Raw genomic sequence first — 15,970 nt, forward strand, 5'->3', positions numbered from 1 at the left:
TCAGCGCAGCAGCAGGGCAGGGTCGGCACGCAGCAGGCCGCGTACCGCGAACAGGCCTGAACCCAGCGCCAGTGCAAGCACCGCCAGCGCGCAGCCGCCGGCCACCGGCAGCGTGAGCTGGACCGGCACGTCGTTACGCGCGGCGATGAACAGCAGCACTGCGCTGGTCATGCCGCCGATCGCCAGGCCCAGCCCGCCTATCCAGCACGACTGTTCCAGCACCACCCGGCTGAGCGCGCGCAGGCTGGCGCCCAGCGCATTCAGCGTGGCGTACTCGCGGGCGGACGCGATCACCACCGCGGTCAGCGACTGGCTGGTGACGATGGCGCCGACGATGCAGACGATGACCGCCATGAACAGCACCGCGATGCCGGCGCCGGTATCGAGCAGCCAGTACAGCTGCGAGCGGCGCGCGAATTCCTGAGCGGTCCACAGTTCATAGGGGCCGAAGCTGGCGGCACCGGCCAGCCGGTCGCGCACTGCGACGGCCTGCTCCGGATCGCGCAGGCGGGCCACCACATAAGTGCTGCCGGTACCGGCATCGCCCGGCTGCAGCAGGCGGGCGGTGTCCTGCGATGCCAGCACGTTCACGCCGCCCAGCGCGCGCAGGCCGGTGACCGCGGCGGCGATGCGCACCCGCCGGCCGTTCAGCCAGGCGGTAGCGCCGACACCGGTGCCCAGCTGTTCGAGATCGGCGCGATCGACGATGACCGTGTCCGGGCTGCGCAGCAGCGCCCGCAGATAGGGGGTCAGGATGCGCGAGAACATCAGCGCGTCGGCTGCGGTGGAAATGCCGGATACGAAGACCGACACGCCGCCGCCGGAGCGCTGCGCGTTGTACCAGTCGCCCTCGACCCACAGATAGGATTCGACCGCGCTCACTGCCGGGTCCATGCCGAGGTGCAGCGCCACGTCCGGCCCGATCTCGCGGCCGAAGTTCACGCTCTGCGTACCGGGGTAGCCGGCCCACAGGTCGGCTGACGACGCGTTGATGTAGAGCGCGGCGCTGCCGAAGATGCCCTCGACCAGCGCCGCCTGCACCACCAGCAGCACGCAGGAGAAGGCGACCGCGAACAGCGCGGGTACGAAGCGCCGCCATTCGTGGAACAGGGTCTTGCGCGCCAGCGGAATCACGGCGTGGCCTCCGCCGGCAGCGCGGCACCGCCGAGCGAACGGAACAGCGCGACGAAGGACAGCGTGCGGTCCAGTTCGGCGGCGGACAGGTCCAGTTCGGCCAGCAGCGCGTCCCGGTGTGCGCCCAGCACCGCAAGTTCGCTCGACAGGCCGGCCTGCCGGCGGGCGATGGCCGCCTGTTCGCGGCTGCGCAGCAGGTCCAGCGCGTCGGCCAGCCGGTCGCGGCGGGCGGTGGTCGCCTGCAGCGCGGCCAGTGCCTGTTCGGTTTCGGCGACGCCTTCGAGCACGGTCTGGCGGTAGGCCAGCAGGCTGCCCTGCAGCGCTTCTTCGCGGGCGCTGGCTGCGGCGCGACGCTGTCCCCAGTCGAACAGCGGAATGTCTATCGTCGGCCCGATCGCCGGCAGATGGTCGGTACGGGTGCCGATGCTCTTCGTGATGTTGTAGGCGTAGAGCAGTGACGCACCCAGCGACAGCTTGGGGTAAAGGTCGGCCCGTGCGATACCCAGTTCGCCGGCCGCCCGCAGCACGCCCGCTTCGGCGTGGCGGATTTCAGGGCGCTGGCGGAGCAGGTCGGCCGGCAGCCGGGTCAGCGAGAAGGACGGCACCACCGGTGCCGGCGCACCCTGAAGCCAGGACGGATCCGGCTCGGTGCGGCCGAGCAGCAGTGCCAGACCCTGAGCGGAACGGTCGCGCTGCTGTTCCGGCGGGGCCTGGCCGGCTTCGGTGCGGGCCAGCTGGGCGGCGGCTTCGAGCACCGCGCCATGGGTACCCAGACGCTGTGTTTCGAGTACGGCCAGCAGGTCGCGGCTGCGGCCATCGACCGCGGCGAGATCGCCGAACAGCGCGGCCTGCCGGCTGGCCGTGCGCAGTTCGGCATAGGTGCGGACCACGCCGGCCACCGTATTGACGCGGGCCAGGCGGGCGTCGGTGTCCGCGCTGTCGAGATCGGCTCGGGCCGCCCGCTGGTGCGCCTCGCGTGCGCCGAACGCACCGATCTCCCACACCATGTCCAGACCGACGTGCAGATAGGTGTCGGTGGCCGACACGTCCTGCAGCGTGCGCGAGGACAGCGACAGCGCCGGGCGGTACAGCGCGTCGCCGCCGCTGGCCACTGCGGCGGCCTGTCGCAGCCGGCTGTGTGCCTGGGCCAGCGAGAGGTTGTCGCGCAGTGCCTGGCTGACCAGGTCGTCCAGCACCGGGTCCTTCAGTCCGGTCCACCACAGCGCAGGGTCGGCCGCCGGGGCGCCCGCGTGCAGCACCGGACGATCACGCCAGGCCGCCGGTACCGCGTCGGGCAGCGACGGCAGGTCCACTGTGGCGCAGCCGGCCAGCCCGCTCAGTGCGAGGGCGATCGTCATCAGCGTGGCAGATCGGTGCAGCAGCAAGGTATGCGTAGTCCGGATCAGTTCAGGGGGCCTATTGGATCGCGGCAACCTTGAGCCGCCGTGCGGCTTGTGTGGAGGTTTCGTGGAGACGACGCAGGCCTGCCACACCGGCTGGACGGGGCGCTACACTGCGCGTCATTCCTGTGCGCCGGATGCCGCTTTCATCCATCGGCGCAGGCAGCCGAGGTCCGTTTGCAGATGTCCGCCACCCACGATGCGTCCCCGTCCTCTCAGCTCGTCCTAGTCGTCGAGGACGAGCCGGCGATCGCCGAAATCCTGCTGGCCTACCTGAAGCGCGACGGCCTGCGCGCGGTGCATGCCCTGTCCGGAGAGGAAGCGCTGCAGATGTTCGCGCGCATCCGGCCGGATCTGGTGCTGCTCGACATCCAGCTGCCGGGCATGGACGGCATCGACGTGCTGAACAGCGTGCGGGCAGCCGGCGAGGTACCGGTCATCATGGTGACCGCGCGCGCCGAGGACGTGGACAAGCTGCTCAGCCTGCGGCTGGGCGCCGACGACTACGTGGTGAAACCTTTCAGCCCGGCCGAGGTGGTGGCCCGGGTGCGCGCGGTGCTGCGCCGCTCTGCCCGGCGCGAGGAGGGGGCGCGCAAGGAACTGATCCGGGTCGGGCGGCTGATCGTCGACATGAGCGCGCACTGTGCGCTGGTCGAGGACGAGCAGGGCAACCAGCTGCCGCTGCCGCTCACGCTGACCGAGTTCCGGCTGCTCGCCTGCATGGCGCGACAGCCGCGGCAGTGCTTCTCGCGCAGCCACCTGATCGAGACCTGTCTGCCGGAGAGCGACGCGATGGACCGCGTCATCGACTCCCATCTGAGCAAGCTGCGGCGCAAGCTGCAGCAGGCCGGGCTGGGCGACCTGATCGAAACCGTACGCAGCATCGGATACCGCCTGTGGCCCGAGGCCTAGACCGCATCTGGATCCGCTTCGGCCTGTGGATCGCCGCCACGGTGCTGGTGACGGTGGCGGTGCTCAGCGTGAGCGTGGGCCTGTTCGCGCAGCATGAGTACAGCGAGTTCCAGAAGAGTCTGCCGGAAGCGGTGCGGCACGAACTCGATGCGCTGCATGGCGCCGGGCTGGAAGACAGCCCGCGGGCGATGGCGATCTACGGCGAGTACTGGACCGGCGACATTCTGTTCGGCGAGAAATGGTCGCTGGTGATCGGCCTGCTGGTCTGTCTGCCGGTCGGTCTGGTGACCGGTTTCATGGTGTCGCGGCTGGTGACGCTGCCGCTGGCATCGATGGCTGAAGCGGCGCAGCGGGTGGCGACCGGCGACTTTTCGGTGCGGGCGCAGACCGGCCGCTATCGCGGCGAACTGGCGGAAATGGTGCGCCACTTCAACCACATGACCGACGCGCTCGAAATGCTCGAACGCGAGCGCAAGATGACCGCGGCCGCGGTGTCGCACGAGCTGCGCACGCCGCTGACCGTGCTCAGGGCCCGGCTGCACGCGCTGTGCGACGGTGTCATCACGCCCGGTCCGGACGAATTCCATACCCTGCTGGATCAGGTCGAGCATCTCGGCCGGCTGGTCGAGGATCTGCACACGCTGTCGCTGGCCGACGCGGGCCGGCTGTCCATGCAGCTCGAATGGTTGGATCTGGTGCCCCTGGTCGGCGAGGTGCTGGCCACCTTCGAAGGTCGGCTGATGGAACATGCGATGGCCACCGAGATCCGGTACGAGCTGGACGAGGCCTGGGTACATGCCGACCGCGACCGCATGCGCCAGGTGCTGGTCAATCTGATCGAGAACGCGTTGCGTCACGCGCACGACGGCGGCTGGCTCGGCGTGCGGGTGGCCGCGGACACGGACGGCCGGCATGCGCGGATCGAAGTCAGCGACGGCGGCATGGGGCTGTCCGAAGAAGCGCGGCGCCATCTGTTCCAGCGCTTCATGCGCACCGATCGCTCGCGCTCCAAGGCCACCGGCGGATCCGGTCTCGGTCTGTCGATCGCCCACGCGCTGGTGGTCCGCCAGGGCGGCTCGCTGGTCGCGGATGCGTCCGAGCGGGGCGGGGCGCGCTTCGTCATCACGATGCCACTGCGCACGGATCTGACCGCGGTCTGAACGCAGGTTTCAGGCTGGCCGGGGCACGGCCAGAGCCAGCTTGGCCGCCAGCTGGCAGGCGTCCATCGGCTTGGCCAGGAAATCGTCCATGCCGGCGTCCAGGCAGGCGCGCCGGTCGCTCTCGAAGGCATTGGCGGTGAGCGCGATGATGTGCGGCGGGTGCATGCCGCAGCCGCCGATGAGGCGCGTGGCTTCGAGACCGTCCATGCCCGGCATGGCCATGTCCATCAGCACCACTTCGAACGGCTGCAGGCCGCACTGGCTCACCGCCTCCCCGCCATCGCAGGCCACTTCGGCGCGGATGCCGTGCTGCTCCAGCAGGCTTTTGCAGCACTCGATCAGTGTATCGACACAGGCGCTCTGTTCGGCGTCGAGCGGCGACGACGCCAGCAGCAGGGCCATGCCGGTCACACCATTCATCAGCGTGCGGATTTCATGGCTCATCGTGGCCAGGAATGCCGATTTCGCGCGGTCGGCCTGTTCGGCCCGGGCCAGTGCGGCGGCGAGTGTGCGTGTGCGCTCCTCGACCTGGGCCTCCAGCGTGGTGGCGAACGCGCGCAGCATTGCTGTCGAACGGTTCGCGCGCCTTCTCCGCGACGTCCTCTTCGTTCATGTTCCGGTGCGCGAGAGCGTGAAGCGGATCGTGCTGCCCGACGTCACGGTCAGGTCTTCACGACGGACCGCGACCCGTTCGCCGAAGTGACGGACCGAGCGGCAGGTCATTTCAAGGGTATTCACGCCGTCGCCGCCGATGTCGAAATGCGGCGGGCATCCGGATAGAGCCTGCGTACTTCCGGGTGGATGCTGGACAGCATCTGGAACGCATCTTCACGCCGGCGAACAGCTGGGGAAAGCCCTTGTGGACGCGTCCGAAAAGGTATTCGCCGAAGGTGTTTACCGGACCGGACACGGGCGCGCCGGTGCGGGCCGACAGTACGACCACCATGCTCACCCTTTTGCGGTGGTCGTAGTGGCCGACCGCGGTATAGGCTCCGCGACCGCCTCGATCACCTCGTCCATCCATTCCGGCGTGCAGCGCTGCTCCACCATGTCGATGAACTTGGCAAACACCACACCCTTCATCCGGACCTCGCACGCGCCTGTCGCGAACGCCGTTGTCAGCTGACGGATCAGAGGCTTGAGCGCGCGTGCCGGTCCGCGATGTACGACTGGCTGCGGCGCATGCAGCCGCACAATGCACCCTGATGAAGCGTCCGAACCTTTATACTTCGCCGCCTCAGCGAGGAGAGCGTTCCATGAAGAAAATCGAAGCAGTGATCAAGCCGTTCAAGCTCGATGAAGTCCGCGAAGGTCTGTCCGAAGTCGGCGTGACCGGCCTTACCGTGACCGAGGTGAAGGGTTTCGGTCGCCAGAAGGGTCATACCGAGCTGTACCGCGGCGCCGAGTACGTGGTCGACTTCCTGCCCAAGATCAAGATCGAGGTCATCGTCGCCGACGAGACGGTCGAACAGGCTGTGGAGGCCATCATCAAGGCGGCCCGCACCGGCAAGATCGGCGACGGCAAGATTTTCGTCATGCCGGTGGAGCAGGTGATCCGCATCCGCACCGGCGAAGCGGGCGAAGCGGCGATCTGAACTCCGCCGCGGCCGGCGGCGCGCAGTCAGGCGAAGGCCTGACTCAGTCGCGCGTGGCCGGCTTCAGCAGCACCATCAGGGCCCCGGCGCCGCCTTCGTGCGGCCGGGCCTGACAGAAGGCGAGCACCTCCGGCCGGTGCATCAGCCAGCGCAGCACCAGTCCTTTCAGTACCGGCTCCCGTCCGGGAGAACCCAGTCCCTTTCCGTGTATCACCCGCACGCAGCGAATGCCGCGGCGGTGCGCGTCGTGCAGGAATTCGACCACCAGATCGTGCGCCACGTCGCGCGTGGCGCCGTGCAGGTCGATCTGGCCCTGTGATACCCAGCGCCCGCGGCGCAGGTCGCGCAGCACCTGCCGCGTCAGTCCGGCGCGCAGGAAGGACGGCTCCTCGCCGCCCTCCAGCCTGAGGTCGATCGACAGCGGTCCGCGTATCGATTCGGCCAGCACCGACAGGTCGTCGGCCTCACGCTGGGCAGGCCATGCGCGCGGCGGCGGAAGTTCGAGCAGCACGCGGTCGGTGGTGATCGGCTGCACGCCGACCACCGCCTGCCGGAACAGCGCGATGTCGTCTTCGCTGGGCAGCGCGGGCGCTCTAGGGTGGCGCCGCTTCTTCGATGACATGGAGCGGGTCTTGCGACCGCACTCAGGCCAGGCCGAGACTGTCCAGATAGCGTTCGGCGTCCAGTGCCGCCATGCAGCCGGTGCCGGCGCTGGTGACCGCCTGCCGGTAGATGTGGTCCTGCACGTCGCCGGCGGCGAACACGCCGGGAATGCTGGTGGCGGTGAAATTGCCGTTGCGGCCGGCCTGGGTGACGATGTAGCCGCCCTCCATCTCGAGCTGACCTTCGAACAGCTGGGTGTTGGGCTGGTGGCCGATGGCGATGAACACGCCAGCCAGCGCGATGTCCTCGGTGCTGCCGTCATGGGTCGACTTGATGCGCATGCCGGTCACGCCGGTCTTGTCACCCAGCACTTCGTCCAGCGTGCTGTTCCAGCGGATGGTGACCTTGCCCTGCGCCTGCTTCTCGAACAGCTTGTCCTGCAGGATTTTCTCGGACTTGAACTTGTCGCGGCGATGCACCACGGTCACGTGGCGCGCGATGTTCGACAGGTAGAGCGCCTCTTCGACTGCGGTATTGCCGCCGCCGATCACCGCCACGTCCTGGTTGCGGTAGAAGAAGCCGTCGCAGGTCGCGCAGGCCGACACGCCCTTGCCGGCGAAGGCCTCTTCCGACGGCAGGCCGAGGTATTTGGCGCTGGCGCCGGTGGCGATGATGAGCGCGTCGCAGGTGTATTCACCGCTGTCGCCGACCAGACGGATCGGCTTTTCCTTCAGGTGGGCGGTGTGGATGTGGTCGAACACCATTTCGGTTTCGAAGCGCTCGGCGTGGCGCTGGAAGCGGGACATCAGGTCCGGCCCCTGGACACCGTCGGCGTCCGCCGGCCAGTTATCCACGTCGGTGGTGGTCATCAGCTGACCGCCCTGCGCCAGGCCGGTGATCAGCACCGGCTTGAGGTTGGCGCGGGCGGCATAGACGGCGGCGGTGTAGCCGGCCGGGCCCGAACCGAGGATGAGCAGGCGGGAGTGACGTACAGCCATGGCGGAATTCCGTTCGTTGTATTGAAAAGGAGTCGGGCGATTATAACGAGCCGGCCTGCATCGGCCGTCGGGGCTCAAGTTCGGGTGATCCGGGACCGATACAGGTGACAGATAATGGGTCAGTTTGTTTCCGCCGTGAAAAACTACCTATAATCAGGGCCGCTTCAGTGTTTGTGGCTCGATTCCGCTGAACGGCCGCACTGGCGCGGCCCTCGGCACCGACCACAGGCGCGACGATCCATTCAAAGCGGCGCAGCCTGTTGCCCCGTCCGGCATGCCCGTATCAGGAGGTCTTTTGATGGTAACGGCTCACCCCGTTTCAATTACCGCTCTGCGGACGTTTTCGATGTTCAGCGGTCTGGCTGACGCGAGCCTGGAGCCGATCGCCAAGGTTTCGAACATGCGGCGCGTGCCGCGTGGTTCCATCGTGGTGCGTGCCGGTGACAAGACCGATTTCGTATATCTGGTGCTTTCCGGCAGTCTCAAGGTGCTGGTGAGCGACGAGGAAGGTCGCGAAGTCATCCTGTCCATGCTCGGCCCGGGCGAACTGTTCGGCGAAATGGGCGTGCTGGATGACAACCCGCGCTCCGCCACCGTGGTCACCGTGGTGCCCAGCGACCTCATCGTGATCGCCAAGAGCGATTTCAAGCGGGTGCTGCAGGAGAACTTCGAAGTTTCGATGTTCATCATGCGCAATCTGGTGGCCCGCCTGCGTACCGCCGACCGCAAGATCGAGAGCCTGGCGCTGATGGACGTGTACGGCCGTGTCGCCCGCCTGCTGCTGGAAATGGCCGATGAGGTCAATGGCGAGAAGGTGGTGAACCGCAAGATTTCCAAGCAGGACATCGCCAAGATGATCGGTGCATCGCGCGAAATGGTGTCGCGCGTGATGAAGGACCTGCACCTGCAGGGCCTGATCGAGGAAACCAACGGCAAGATCCTGCTGCGTGAGCGGCTCGAAACCGTCTGACCCGACTGTTTCCCCCTGATGCACACGGGCCGCTGATGCGGCCCGTGCCGCTTATATAATCCGGCTTTGTTTCTCCCCCGGCCCCGCGCCATTTCCCCTGTGGCGAAAGACGCTCAGCAGCTTCCCCTTCCCGAACGCATTGCCGCCGTGCTGCACGAAGCACGCTGGCTCATTCTGGGCGCGCTTGCGCTCTATCTGGTCATGGTACTGGGCGGCTATGACCGCGCCGACCCCGGCTGGTCGCATGCCTCGGTCGTCGAGCACGTGCATAACCCGGGTGGCCGCTTCGGCGCCTGGCTGTCCGATCTGGCGCTTTTCCTGTTCGGCCTGTCCGCCTGGTGGTGGGTGGCCATGCTGATCGGCGGCTGTGTCTGGCTGGCGCGCAGCGCGGAACGCCGGGAGGACCGCCGCCCGCTGTTCGTCGCGCTGGCCGGCTTCCTGGTCGTGCTGCTGGCCAGCTGTGCGCTGGAAGCCATCCGTTTCTACAGCCTGCAGGCCGAACTGCCGGTCGGACCCGGCGGCATGGTCGGGATGGAGCTCGGGCGACTGCTCAGTGGCGCCTTCGGTTTCACCGGCAGCACGCTGCTGCTGCTGGTCACGCTGGGTGTCGGCCTGAGTGCGATGACCGGGGTGACCTGGCTGCGCGCGGCCGAGCGGGTGGGGGCGGCGCTCGAGGCCGGCTGGTTCGCGGCGCTGCATGCCATCGTCCGCTGGCGTGACCGCCGCATCGGCGAGCAGGTGGCGGAACAGCGCGAGGCGGTGGTCGAGGCCGAGCGCCGCAAGCCGACCCGCCGGCGCGAGCCGGTGCGGATCGAGGTGCCGGAAGTCGAGGTCCAGAAGTCGGAGCGGGTCGAGAAGGAACGCCAGCAGACGCTGTTCGCCGACCTGCCGGGTTCGCTGCCGCCGCTGGCGCTGCTCGACGAGGCGAAAGCGGAGATCGACCCGCCCAGCCCCGAGTCGCTGGAGCTCATTTCGCGCCAGATCGAACGCAAGCTGGCCGACTTCAACGTCGAGGTAAAGGTGCTGGCCGCCTATCCCGGCCCGGTCATCACGCGCTACGAAATCGAGCCGGCCACCGGCGTGAAGGGCAGCCAGATCGTCAATCTGGTGAAGGACCTGGCGCGCGCATTGTCGGTCATGAGCATCCGCGTGGTCGAAACGATTCCGGGCAAGAGCTGCATGGGCCTGGAAATCCCGAACACCCGACGGCAGATCGTGCGGCTGTCGGAAATCCTCGGTTCGGCGGTGTATCACGACATGTCCAGTCCGCTGACGATGGCGCTGGGCAAAGACATCGGCGGTCAGCCCATGGTGGCCGATCTCGCCCGCATGCCGCACGTGCTGGTCGCCGGTACCACCGGCTCCGGCAAGTCGGTGGCGATCAACGCGATGATCCTGTCGCTGCTGTACAAGGCCGACCCGTCCAAGGTACGGCTCATCATGGTCGACCCGAAGATGCTGGAACTGTCGGTCTATGAGGGCATTCCGCATCTGCTGGCGCCGGTGGTGACCGACATGCGGCACGCCGCCAACGCGCTGAACTGGTGCGTCGGCGAAATGGACCGCCGCTATAAGCTCATGTCGGCGATGGGCGTGCGCAATCTGGCCGGCTACAACAGCAAGATCGCCGACGCCGAGAAGGCCGGCACGCCGCTGACCAATCCGTTCTCGATCACGCCGGAAACGCCGGAGCCGCTGTCGACCATGCCGATGATCGTGGTGGTGATCGACGAACTGGCCGACCTGATGATGGTTGCCGGCAAGAAGATCGAGGAACTGATCGCACGGCTGGCACAGAAGGCGCGCGCGGCGGGCATCCACCTGATCCTCGCGACGCAGAGGCCGTCGGTCGATGTGATCACCGGCCTGATCAAGGCCAATGTACCGACCCGCATCGCCTTCCAGGTGTCGAGCAAGATCGACTCGCGCACCATTCTCGACCAGATGGGCGCCGAGGCGCTGCTGGGGCAGGGCGACATGCTCTACCTCGCACCGGGCACCGGGGTGCCGATCCGGGTGCATGGTGCTTTCGTCGCCGACGGCGAAGTGCACAAGGTGGTCGAGCATCTGAAGACCACCGGTGCGCCGGATTACGTCGAAGGCATCCTGAGCGGAGCCGGCGATGACGACGGCGGCGATCTCTCGCTGGAAGGCGCAGGCGGCGGGAGCGCCGACGGCGAGTCGGACCCTTTGTACGATCAGGCGGTCGAAGTCGTGCTCAAGACCCGGCGTCCGTCGATCTCTCTGGTTCAGCGCCACTTGCGCATCGGCTACAACCGGGCGGCGCGACTGATCGAACAGATGGAACGGTCGGGTCTGGTAACCCCGATGAATGCCACCGGCGGCCGCGAGGTGATCGCGCCCGCCCGCGAGGAATGACCATGATTTCACGTTTCCGAAGCTGCATTGCCGCCGCCGTGCTGGCGCTGCCCGTGTCGGCCTTCGCTGCCGGCGCGATCGACCAGCTGCGTGCTTTCGTCGAATCGACGCAGTCCGGCCGCGCCACCTTCGAACAGCAGGTGACCGCGAAATCCGGCCGCAAGCCGCAGAACGCCAGCGGCACGATGGCGTTCTCGCGTCCGGGCAAGTTCCGCTGGACCTACGACAAGCCCTACTATCAGCTGCTGGTCGGTGACGGCGAAAGGCTGTGGGTGCATGACCGCGACCTGAACCAGGTGACGGTGAAGAGGCTGGGCGACGCACTCGCGTCCACGCCCGCAGCACTGCTGGCCGGCCGCAACGAGCTGGAAAAGAATTTCGATCTCACCGAAGGCGGCGCCGAAGACGGGCTGGACTGGGTCGATGCGAAGCCGAAAGCCACCGAGGGCGGCTTCGAGGCGGTGCGCATCGGATTCAAGGACGGTCTGCTGCGTGGTATGGTGCTGCGCGACAGTTTCGGCCAGACGACGAAGCTGCGTTTCACCGCATTCGAGCGCAATCCGGCCATTGATCCCGGGCAGTTCCGTTTCACGCCGCCGGCGGGCGCGGACGTGATCAGCGACGACGCGAAGAAGTGAGCAGGGTACGGTGAGCGACCTGTTCGGCATCCCGGACGAACCGGCGCCTGTGCGACGTGCCGCCACGGCGGGCGGCGCCGAGGTGCGCACGCTGGCCAGCCCTCCCGCCAACGCGCCGCTGGCAGAGCTGCTGCGCCCGAAGACGCCGGACGAAGTGATCGGCCAGCAGCATCTTCTCGGGCCGGGCAAACCGCTGCGTCTGGCTTTCGAATCCGGCATCCCGCATTCGATGATCCTGTGGGGGCCGCCCGGCGTGGGCAAGACCACGCTGGCGCGTCTGATGGCGACAGCCTTCGACGCCGAATTCATCGCGCTGTCCGCGGTGTTTTCCGGCGTGAAGGACATCCGCGAAGCGATGCAGCGCGCCGAAGCGGTCAATGCCAGCACCGGCCGGCGCACCATCCTGTTCGTGGATGAGGTCCATCGCTTCAACAAGGCTCAGCAGGACGCTTTCCTGCCCTATGTCGAATCCGGTCTGGTCACCTTCATCGGTGCCACCACCGAGAACCCCAGTTTCGAGGTGAATTCCGCGCTGCTTTCGCGGGCTTCAGTCTACGTCCTGCAGAGCCTGAACGAGGACGAAATGGTGGCGCTGTTCGAGCGCGCACGCAGCGGTGCGCTGAACGGCCTCGTTTTCGACGAGGACGCCCGGGCCCGCCTGATCGGCTTCGCTGACGGCGATGCGCGCAAGCTGCTCAACCTGCTCGAACAGCTCAATACCGCTGCCCGTACCGCGAAGGTGGATCCGGTCACCGCAGCATTCGTCGACAGCACGCTGTCGCGCAATCTGCGCCGCTTTGACAAGGGCGGCGACGCCTTCTACGACCAGATATCGGCGCTGCACAAATCGGTGCGCGGTTCCAATCCGGATGCCGCGCTGTACTGGTTCGTACGCATGCTGGACGGCGGCGCCGATCCGCTCTACCTCGGACGGCGCATCGTCCGCATGGCGATCGAGGACATCGGCCTGGCCGACCCCCGCGGACTGGAGATTTCGCTGCAGGCCTGTCAGACCTACGAGCGGCTCGGTTCCCCGGAGGGTGAACTGGCGCTGGCACAGGCGGTCATCTTCCTTGCCTGTGCGGCCAAATCGAACGCGGTCTACATGGCTTACAACGAAGTGCGCCGCTTCATCGCCGATGACGGTTCGCGCCCTGTGCCGCTGCATCTGCGCAATGCACCGACCAGGCTGATGAAGAACATGGGCTTCGGCGCGGAGTACCGCTACGCGCACGACGAGGAGGGTGGCTACGCTGCCGGCGAGCGCTACCTTCCGGACGGCATGAAGGACGTGCAGTGGTATCGCCCGACAGACCGCGGCATGGAAGCGAAGATTGCCGAAAAGCTGAACTGGCTGCGAGAGCAGGACCGCAAGGCGAGGGGTGACTGATGTGTGCGGCGGCCAGGTCGGCGCCCGCAGACCGGGCCTCATGCCCTGCCGGGTCCTTGCCCCGTCGTCTGTGGGCGGGCTGCGTTCCGTTGTTTGCGCCTGATCGAGCCTGCGATGCCGCGAACTGCCCGTGCCGCAGACTGAACCGGTTCAGTGCAGATCCGGCTTGTGTACTGCGCGGAAGCGCTCTACCGCAGCCCGGGTGCGGGCACGTTCATCCATGTTGAGCCGCTGGGCCGCCTGCTTCTCCGCGTCCTGCAGAAGGCGCAGCATCAGGTCCGCCCCCCCTTCGCTCTGCAGCATCGCACCGGCCAGCGTGGCGGCAAGCATCGGCGACAGGCCGGTGTAGTCAGCAAGCACACCGACTTCCAGTTCGCTCAGATTGCTGTGATCGAGGCAGTCGCGAAGTGAAAGCATGACGTTTGCGTGAAGGTGGCTGGCAGGGCAACTATAACGCCCGTGGCACGGTGCGCTGTTAGAATTTTACATTGCAGCGCCTGTCCCGAATGCTTGGACAGGCCCCGTTCCATCAGCCACAGGTTCTTTTCATGCTAGACGCCCAACTGCTGCGCAGCCAGCTCGCTTTCGTTCAGGAACGCCTTGCCACTCGGGGTTTCGTGCTCGACGTTGCCCGCTTTGAGGCGCTGGAATCCGAACGCAAGCGCATCCAGACCGACACCCAGGACCTGCAGGCGAAGCGTAATGCCGCGTCAAAGCAGATCGGTCAGCTCAAGGCGAAGGGCGAAGACACTTCGGCCGTGATGGCCGAGGTTGCAGGCCTGGGTGACGCGCTGAAGGCGGGCGAAGAACGCCTCGCCGCACTGCTGGCTGACATCCAGGCCTTCGTTGCCTCACTGCCCAACCTGCCGCACGAATCGGTTCCGGTCGGTAAGTCTGAGGCTGACAATGTCGAGGTGCTGCGCTGGGGTACGCCGCGCAGCTTCGATTTCGAGGTGAAGGACCATGTCGATGTCGGCACCGGGCTTGGCGGCCTCGACTTCGAGACCGCGACCAAGATCAGCGGGGCCCGCTTCACGCTGCTGCGTGCAGGCATTGCCCGCATGCACCGGGCGCTTGCCCAGTTCATGCTGGATACCCACACGACCGATCACGGCTATACCGAGCTGTACGCACCTTATATGGTCAACGCGGAGAGCATGTTCGGGACCGGTCAGCTGCCGAAGTTCGAAGAAGACCTCTTCGCGGTGCCTCGTGGGGACGGCGGGAAGTTCTATTTGATTCCGACCGCCGAGGTACCGGTCACCAATATCGTGCGTGATACCGTGCAGGCCGCATCGGCGCTGCCGCTGAAGTTCGTCTGCCACACGCCGTGCTTCCGTTCCGAAGCGGGCTCGTACGGGCGGGACACGCGCGGCATGATCCGTCAGCACCAGTTCGACAAGGTCGAGCTGGTGCAGATCGTGACCCCGGATCGTTCCTGGGCCGCGCTTGAAGAGCTGACCGGACACGCCGAAACCATCCTGCGAAAACTCGAACTGCCTTACCGTAAGGTGGCGCTGTGCACCGGCGACATGGGTTTCGGCGCCGCCAAGACCTACGACCTCGAAGTGTGGCTGCCGGCACAGAACACCTACCGCGAAATCTCGTCCTGCTCGAACTTCGAAACCTTCCAGGCGCGCCGCATGCAGGCACGCTTCAAGAACGAACAGGGCAAGAATGAAATCCTGCATACGCTTAACGGCTCGGGTCTGGCCGTCGGCCGTACGCTTGTGGCCATCCTGGAGAACTACCAGCAGGCGGATGGCTCGGTCGTTGTGCCGGAGGCGCTGCGCCCCTGGATGGGCGGCGTGGAGCGCATCAGCGTCTGAGTCACTGAGTCCGCAGGTACGCGAATGAGCCGCCTCCGCGACTGAAAGTAGCAATTCACTGCGGCCCGGTGCTATACTGCGCGCCGCTTCGAGACCACGAAGTCGTGCAGTACCCCGGAGAGGTGGCAGAGTGGTCGAATGTACCTGACTCGAAATCAGGCGTAGGCGCAAGTCTACCGTGGGTTCGAATCCCACCCTCTCCGCCAGATTCAGGACGGCCCGCTCAGTCCTAGGGACATGCGGGCCGATTCTTTTCTGAGATCCGCGTTGCGGTCGGGTTCGGAAAGTGGTTCTAAAGCGGAGTGGCCTGGTTCGATGTCGCAGTGCGATATCGAACACATAGAGAAACGCAGGACTCTTCACTCGGCGTCGAGTGCGTTGCAAAAAAGTTTTCAAAAAAGCTTGCGCAACGAAGAAAACGTCGCTATAGTCTCGTTTCTCTGCTGCAGCGAAACAAACAGCGCGACGCAGCGAACGTTCTTTAACAAAACAAACAGCCGATAGGTGTGGGCACGTTGTAGTTGAGATGGCGAGCAGCTGTCGTTTCAGGGTAACTTGGGGCGGTGGTTGATCGCATGACAACTAAATTGAAGTGCTCATACGAATCAAAGGTTTTAAGCGAAAGCTTATACCTGTGAATTCTGACGAGTTTTGGGAATTAAACTGAAGAGTTTGATCCTGGCTCAGATTGAACGCTGGCGGAATGCTTTACACATGCAAGTCGAGCGGCAGCACGGGGGTAACCCTGGTGGCGAGCGGCGAACGGGTGAGTAATACATCGGAACATGCCCAGTCGTGGGGGATAACACTTCGAAAGAAGTGCTAATACCGCATACGTCCTGAGGGAGAAAGCGGGGGATCGCAAGACCTCGCGCGATTGGAGTGGCCGATGTCAGATTAGCTAGTTGGTGGGGTAAAGGCCTACCAAGGCAACGATCTGTAGCTGGTCTGAGAGGATGATC

The 15,970-nt window shown here is 66.0% G+C and carries 16 protein-coding genes, 1 tRNA gene and 1 rRNA gene; 10 read left to right on the top strand and 8 right to left on the bottom strand.

What is annotated here, in order from left to right:
* A complete protein-coding gene (locus METUNV1_RS13925) occupies positions 1 to 1,134 on the bottom strand; it encodes an ABC transporter permease (protein ID WP_008062861.1) in 1,134 nt (377 codons plus the stop codon).
* Positions 1,131 to 2,492 (bottom strand): TolC family protein, encoded by a 1,362-nt coding sequence (locus METUNV1_RS13930; RefSeq protein WP_008062863.1) that lies wholly within the window; start codon positions 2,490 to 2,492, stop codon positions 1,131 to 1,133. The genes METUNV1_RS13925 and METUNV1_RS13930 overlap by 4 nt, the downstream gene beginning before the upstream one ends.
* A gap of 225 nt (positions 2,493 to 2,717) precedes the next feature.
* Between METUNV1_RS13930 and METUNV1_RS13935 the strand changes: the two genes are divergently transcribed.
* Positions 2,718 to 3,446 (top strand): response regulator, encoded by a 729-nt coding sequence (locus tag METUNV1_RS13935; RefSeq protein WP_008062867.1) that lies wholly within the window; start codon positions 2,718 to 2,720, stop codon positions 3,444 to 3,446.
* A complete protein-coding gene (locus METUNV1_RS13940; protein ID WP_008062872.1) occupies positions 3,431 to 4,606 on the top strand; it encodes a sensor histidine kinase in 1,176 nt (391 codons plus the stop codon). The genes METUNV1_RS13935 and METUNV1_RS13940 overlap by 16 nt, the downstream gene beginning before the upstream one ends.
* A 9-nt stretch (positions 4,607 to 4,615) precedes the next feature.
* Here the strand turns inward: METUNV1_RS13940 and METUNV1_RS20130 are convergent, their stop codons facing one another.
* The 3 genes from METUNV1_RS20130 to METUNV1_RS19890 form a co-directional block, all read right to left on the bottom strand.
* On the bottom strand, positions 4,616 to 5,170 hold the full coding sequence (locus METUNV1_RS20130) for a response regulator (protein ID WP_008062873.1): 555 nt from the start codon (positions 5,168 to 5,170) through the stop codon (positions 4,616 to 4,618).
* A gap of 45 nt (positions 5,171 to 5,215) precedes the next feature.
* The gene (locus tag METUNV1_RS20135) at positions 5,216 to 5,344 is read right to left on the bottom strand and encodes a hypothetical protein (RefSeq protein WP_269746528.1); all 129 of its coding nucleotides are present in this window, start codon (positions 5,342 to 5,344) and stop codon (positions 5,216 to 5,218) included.
* A gap of 210 nt (positions 5,345 to 5,554) precedes the next feature.
* Complete coding sequence (locus tag METUNV1_RS19890; protein WP_198291112.1) at positions 5,555 to 5,800, bottom strand: hypothetical protein; 246 nt, start codon at positions 5,798 to 5,800, stop codon at positions 5,555 to 5,557.
* A 62-nt stretch (positions 5,801 to 5,862) separates the two neighbouring features.
* Between METUNV1_RS19890 and METUNV1_RS13950 the strand changes: the two genes are divergently transcribed.
* On the top strand, positions 5,863 to 6,201 hold the full coding sequence (locus METUNV1_RS13950) for a P-II family nitrogen regulator (RefSeq protein WP_008062875.1): 339 nt from the start codon (positions 5,863 to 5,865) through the stop codon (positions 6,199 to 6,201).
* A gap of 43 nt (positions 6,202 to 6,244) precedes the next feature.
* Here the strand turns inward: METUNV1_RS13950 and METUNV1_RS13955 are convergent, their stop codons facing one another.
* Both METUNV1_RS13955 and trxB read right to left on the bottom strand, forming a co-directional pair.
* A complete protein-coding gene (locus METUNV1_RS13955) occupies positions 6,245 to 6,823 on the bottom strand; it encodes a Smr/MutS family protein (RefSeq protein WP_008062876.1) in 579 nt (192 codons plus the stop codon).
* 22 nt (positions 6,824 to 6,845) lie between these two features.
* Positions 6,846 to 7,802 carry a thioredoxin-disulfide reductase gene (gene trxB / locus METUNV1_RS13960; RefSeq protein WP_008062878.1) on the bottom strand — a complete coding sequence of 319 codons (957 nt, stop codon included), beginning with the start codon at positions 7,800 to 7,802 and terminating at the stop codon, positions 6,846 to 6,848.
* 346 nt (positions 7,803 to 8,148) lie between these two features.
* Here trxB and METUNV1_RS13965 point away from each other — a divergent pair, with 346 nt between their 5' ends.
* From METUNV1_RS13965 to METUNV1_RS13980, 4 genes are all read left to right on the top strand, one after another.
* Complete coding sequence (locus METUNV1_RS13965; protein ID WP_008062880.1) at positions 8,149 to 8,772, top strand: Crp/Fnr family transcriptional regulator; 624 nt, start codon at positions 8,149 to 8,151, stop codon at positions 8,770 to 8,772.
* A 147-nt stretch (positions 8,773 to 8,919) separates the two neighbouring features.
* Entirely contained in the window at positions 8,920 to 11,151 is a 2,232-nt protein-coding gene (locus tag METUNV1_RS13970) for a DNA translocase FtsK (protein ID WP_008062881.1), read from the top strand.
* Entirely contained in the window at positions 11,148 to 11,789 is a 642-nt protein-coding gene (gene lolA, locus METUNV1_RS13975) for an outer membrane lipoprotein periplasmic chaperone LolA (protein ID WP_008062883.1), read from the top strand. Before METUNV1_RS13970 ends, lolA begins: the two co-directional genes overlap by 4 nt.
* 10 nt (positions 11,790 to 11,799) lie before the next feature.
* A complete protein-coding gene (locus METUNV1_RS13980) occupies positions 11,800 to 13,179 on the top strand; it encodes a replication-associated recombination protein A (protein WP_008062884.1) in 1,380 nt (459 codons plus the stop codon).
* A 150-nt stretch (positions 13,180 to 13,329) separates the two neighbouring features.
* On the opposite strand, the gene METUNV1_RS13985 is transcribed toward METUNV1_RS13980, so the two are convergent.
* Positions 13,330 to 13,596, bottom strand: a complete 267-nt coding sequence (locus METUNV1_RS13985) for a hypothetical protein (RefSeq protein WP_008062886.1) — start codon at positions 13,594 to 13,596, stop codon at positions 13,330 to 13,332.
* Positions 13,597 to 13,727: 131 nt separating this feature from the next.
* Here METUNV1_RS13985 and serS point away from each other — a divergent pair, with 131 nt between their 5' ends.
* The 3 genes from serS to METUNV1_RS14000 form a co-directional block, all read left to right on the top strand.
* The gene (gene serS, locus METUNV1_RS13990) at positions 13,728 to 15,008 is read left to right on the top strand and encodes a serine--tRNA ligase (RefSeq protein ID WP_008062888.1); all 1,281 of its coding nucleotides are present in this window, start codon (positions 13,728 to 13,730) and stop codon (positions 15,006 to 15,008) included.
* Between the two features lie 116 nt (positions 15,009 to 15,124).
* A tRNA-Ser gene (locus METUNV1_RS13995) sits at positions 15,125 to 15,214 on the top strand.
* 454 nt (positions 15,215 to 15,668) lie between these two features.
* Positions 15,669 to 15,970, top strand: a 16S ribosomal RNA gene (locus METUNV1_RS14000); the annotation flags it as partial.

The sequence above is a fragment of the Methyloversatilis universalis FAM5 genome, from assembly GCF_000214035.2.
GTDB classification, from domain to species: domain Bacteria; phylum Pseudomonadota; class Gammaproteobacteria; order Burkholderiales; family Rhodocyclaceae; genus Methyloversatilis; species Methyloversatilis universalis.

Excerpts from the sequence above, each read along its gene's own strand:
- METUNV1_RS13985 (WP_008062886.1), bottom strand. The coding sequence starts at position 13,596 with ATGCTTTCACTTCGCGACTGCCTCGATCACAGCAATCTGAGCGAACTG.
- METUNV1_RS13930 (WP_008062863.1), bottom strand. The coding sequence starts at position 2,492 with ATGACGATCGCCCTCGCACTGAGCGGGCTGGCCGGCTGCGCCACAGTG.
- METUNV1_RS13965 (WP_008062880.1), top strand. The coding sequence starts at position 8,149 with ATGTTCAGCGGTCTGGCTGACGCGAGCCTGGAGCCGATCGCCAAGGTT.
- METUNV1_RS20130 (WP_008062873.1), bottom strand. The coding sequence starts at position 5,170 with ATGCTGCGCGCGTTCGCCACCACGCTGGAGGCCCAGGTCGAGGAGCGC.
- trxB (WP_008062878.1), bottom strand. The coding sequence starts at position 7,802 with ATGGCTGTACGTCACTCCCGCCTGCTCATCCTCGGTTCGGGCCCGGCC.
- serS (WP_008062888.1), top strand. The coding sequence starts at position 13,728 with ATGCTAGACGCCCAACTGCTGCGCAGCCAGCTCGCTTTCGTTCAGGAA.
- METUNV1_RS13955 (WP_008062876.1), bottom strand. The coding sequence starts at position 6,823 with ATGTCATCGAAGAAGCGGCGCCACCCTAGAGCGCCCGCGCTGCCCAGC.
- METUNV1_RS13935 (WP_008062867.1), top strand. The coding sequence starts at position 2,718 with ATGTCCGCCACCCACGATGCGTCCCCGTCCTCTCAGCTCGTCCTAGTC.
- METUNV1_RS13950 (WP_008062875.1), top strand. The coding sequence starts at position 5,863 with ATGAAGAAAATCGAAGCAGTGATCAAGCCGTTCAAGCTCGATGAAGTC.
- lolA (WP_008062883.1), top strand. The coding sequence starts at position 11,148 with ATGACCATGATTTCACGTTTCCGAAGCTGCATTGCCGCCGCCGTGCTG.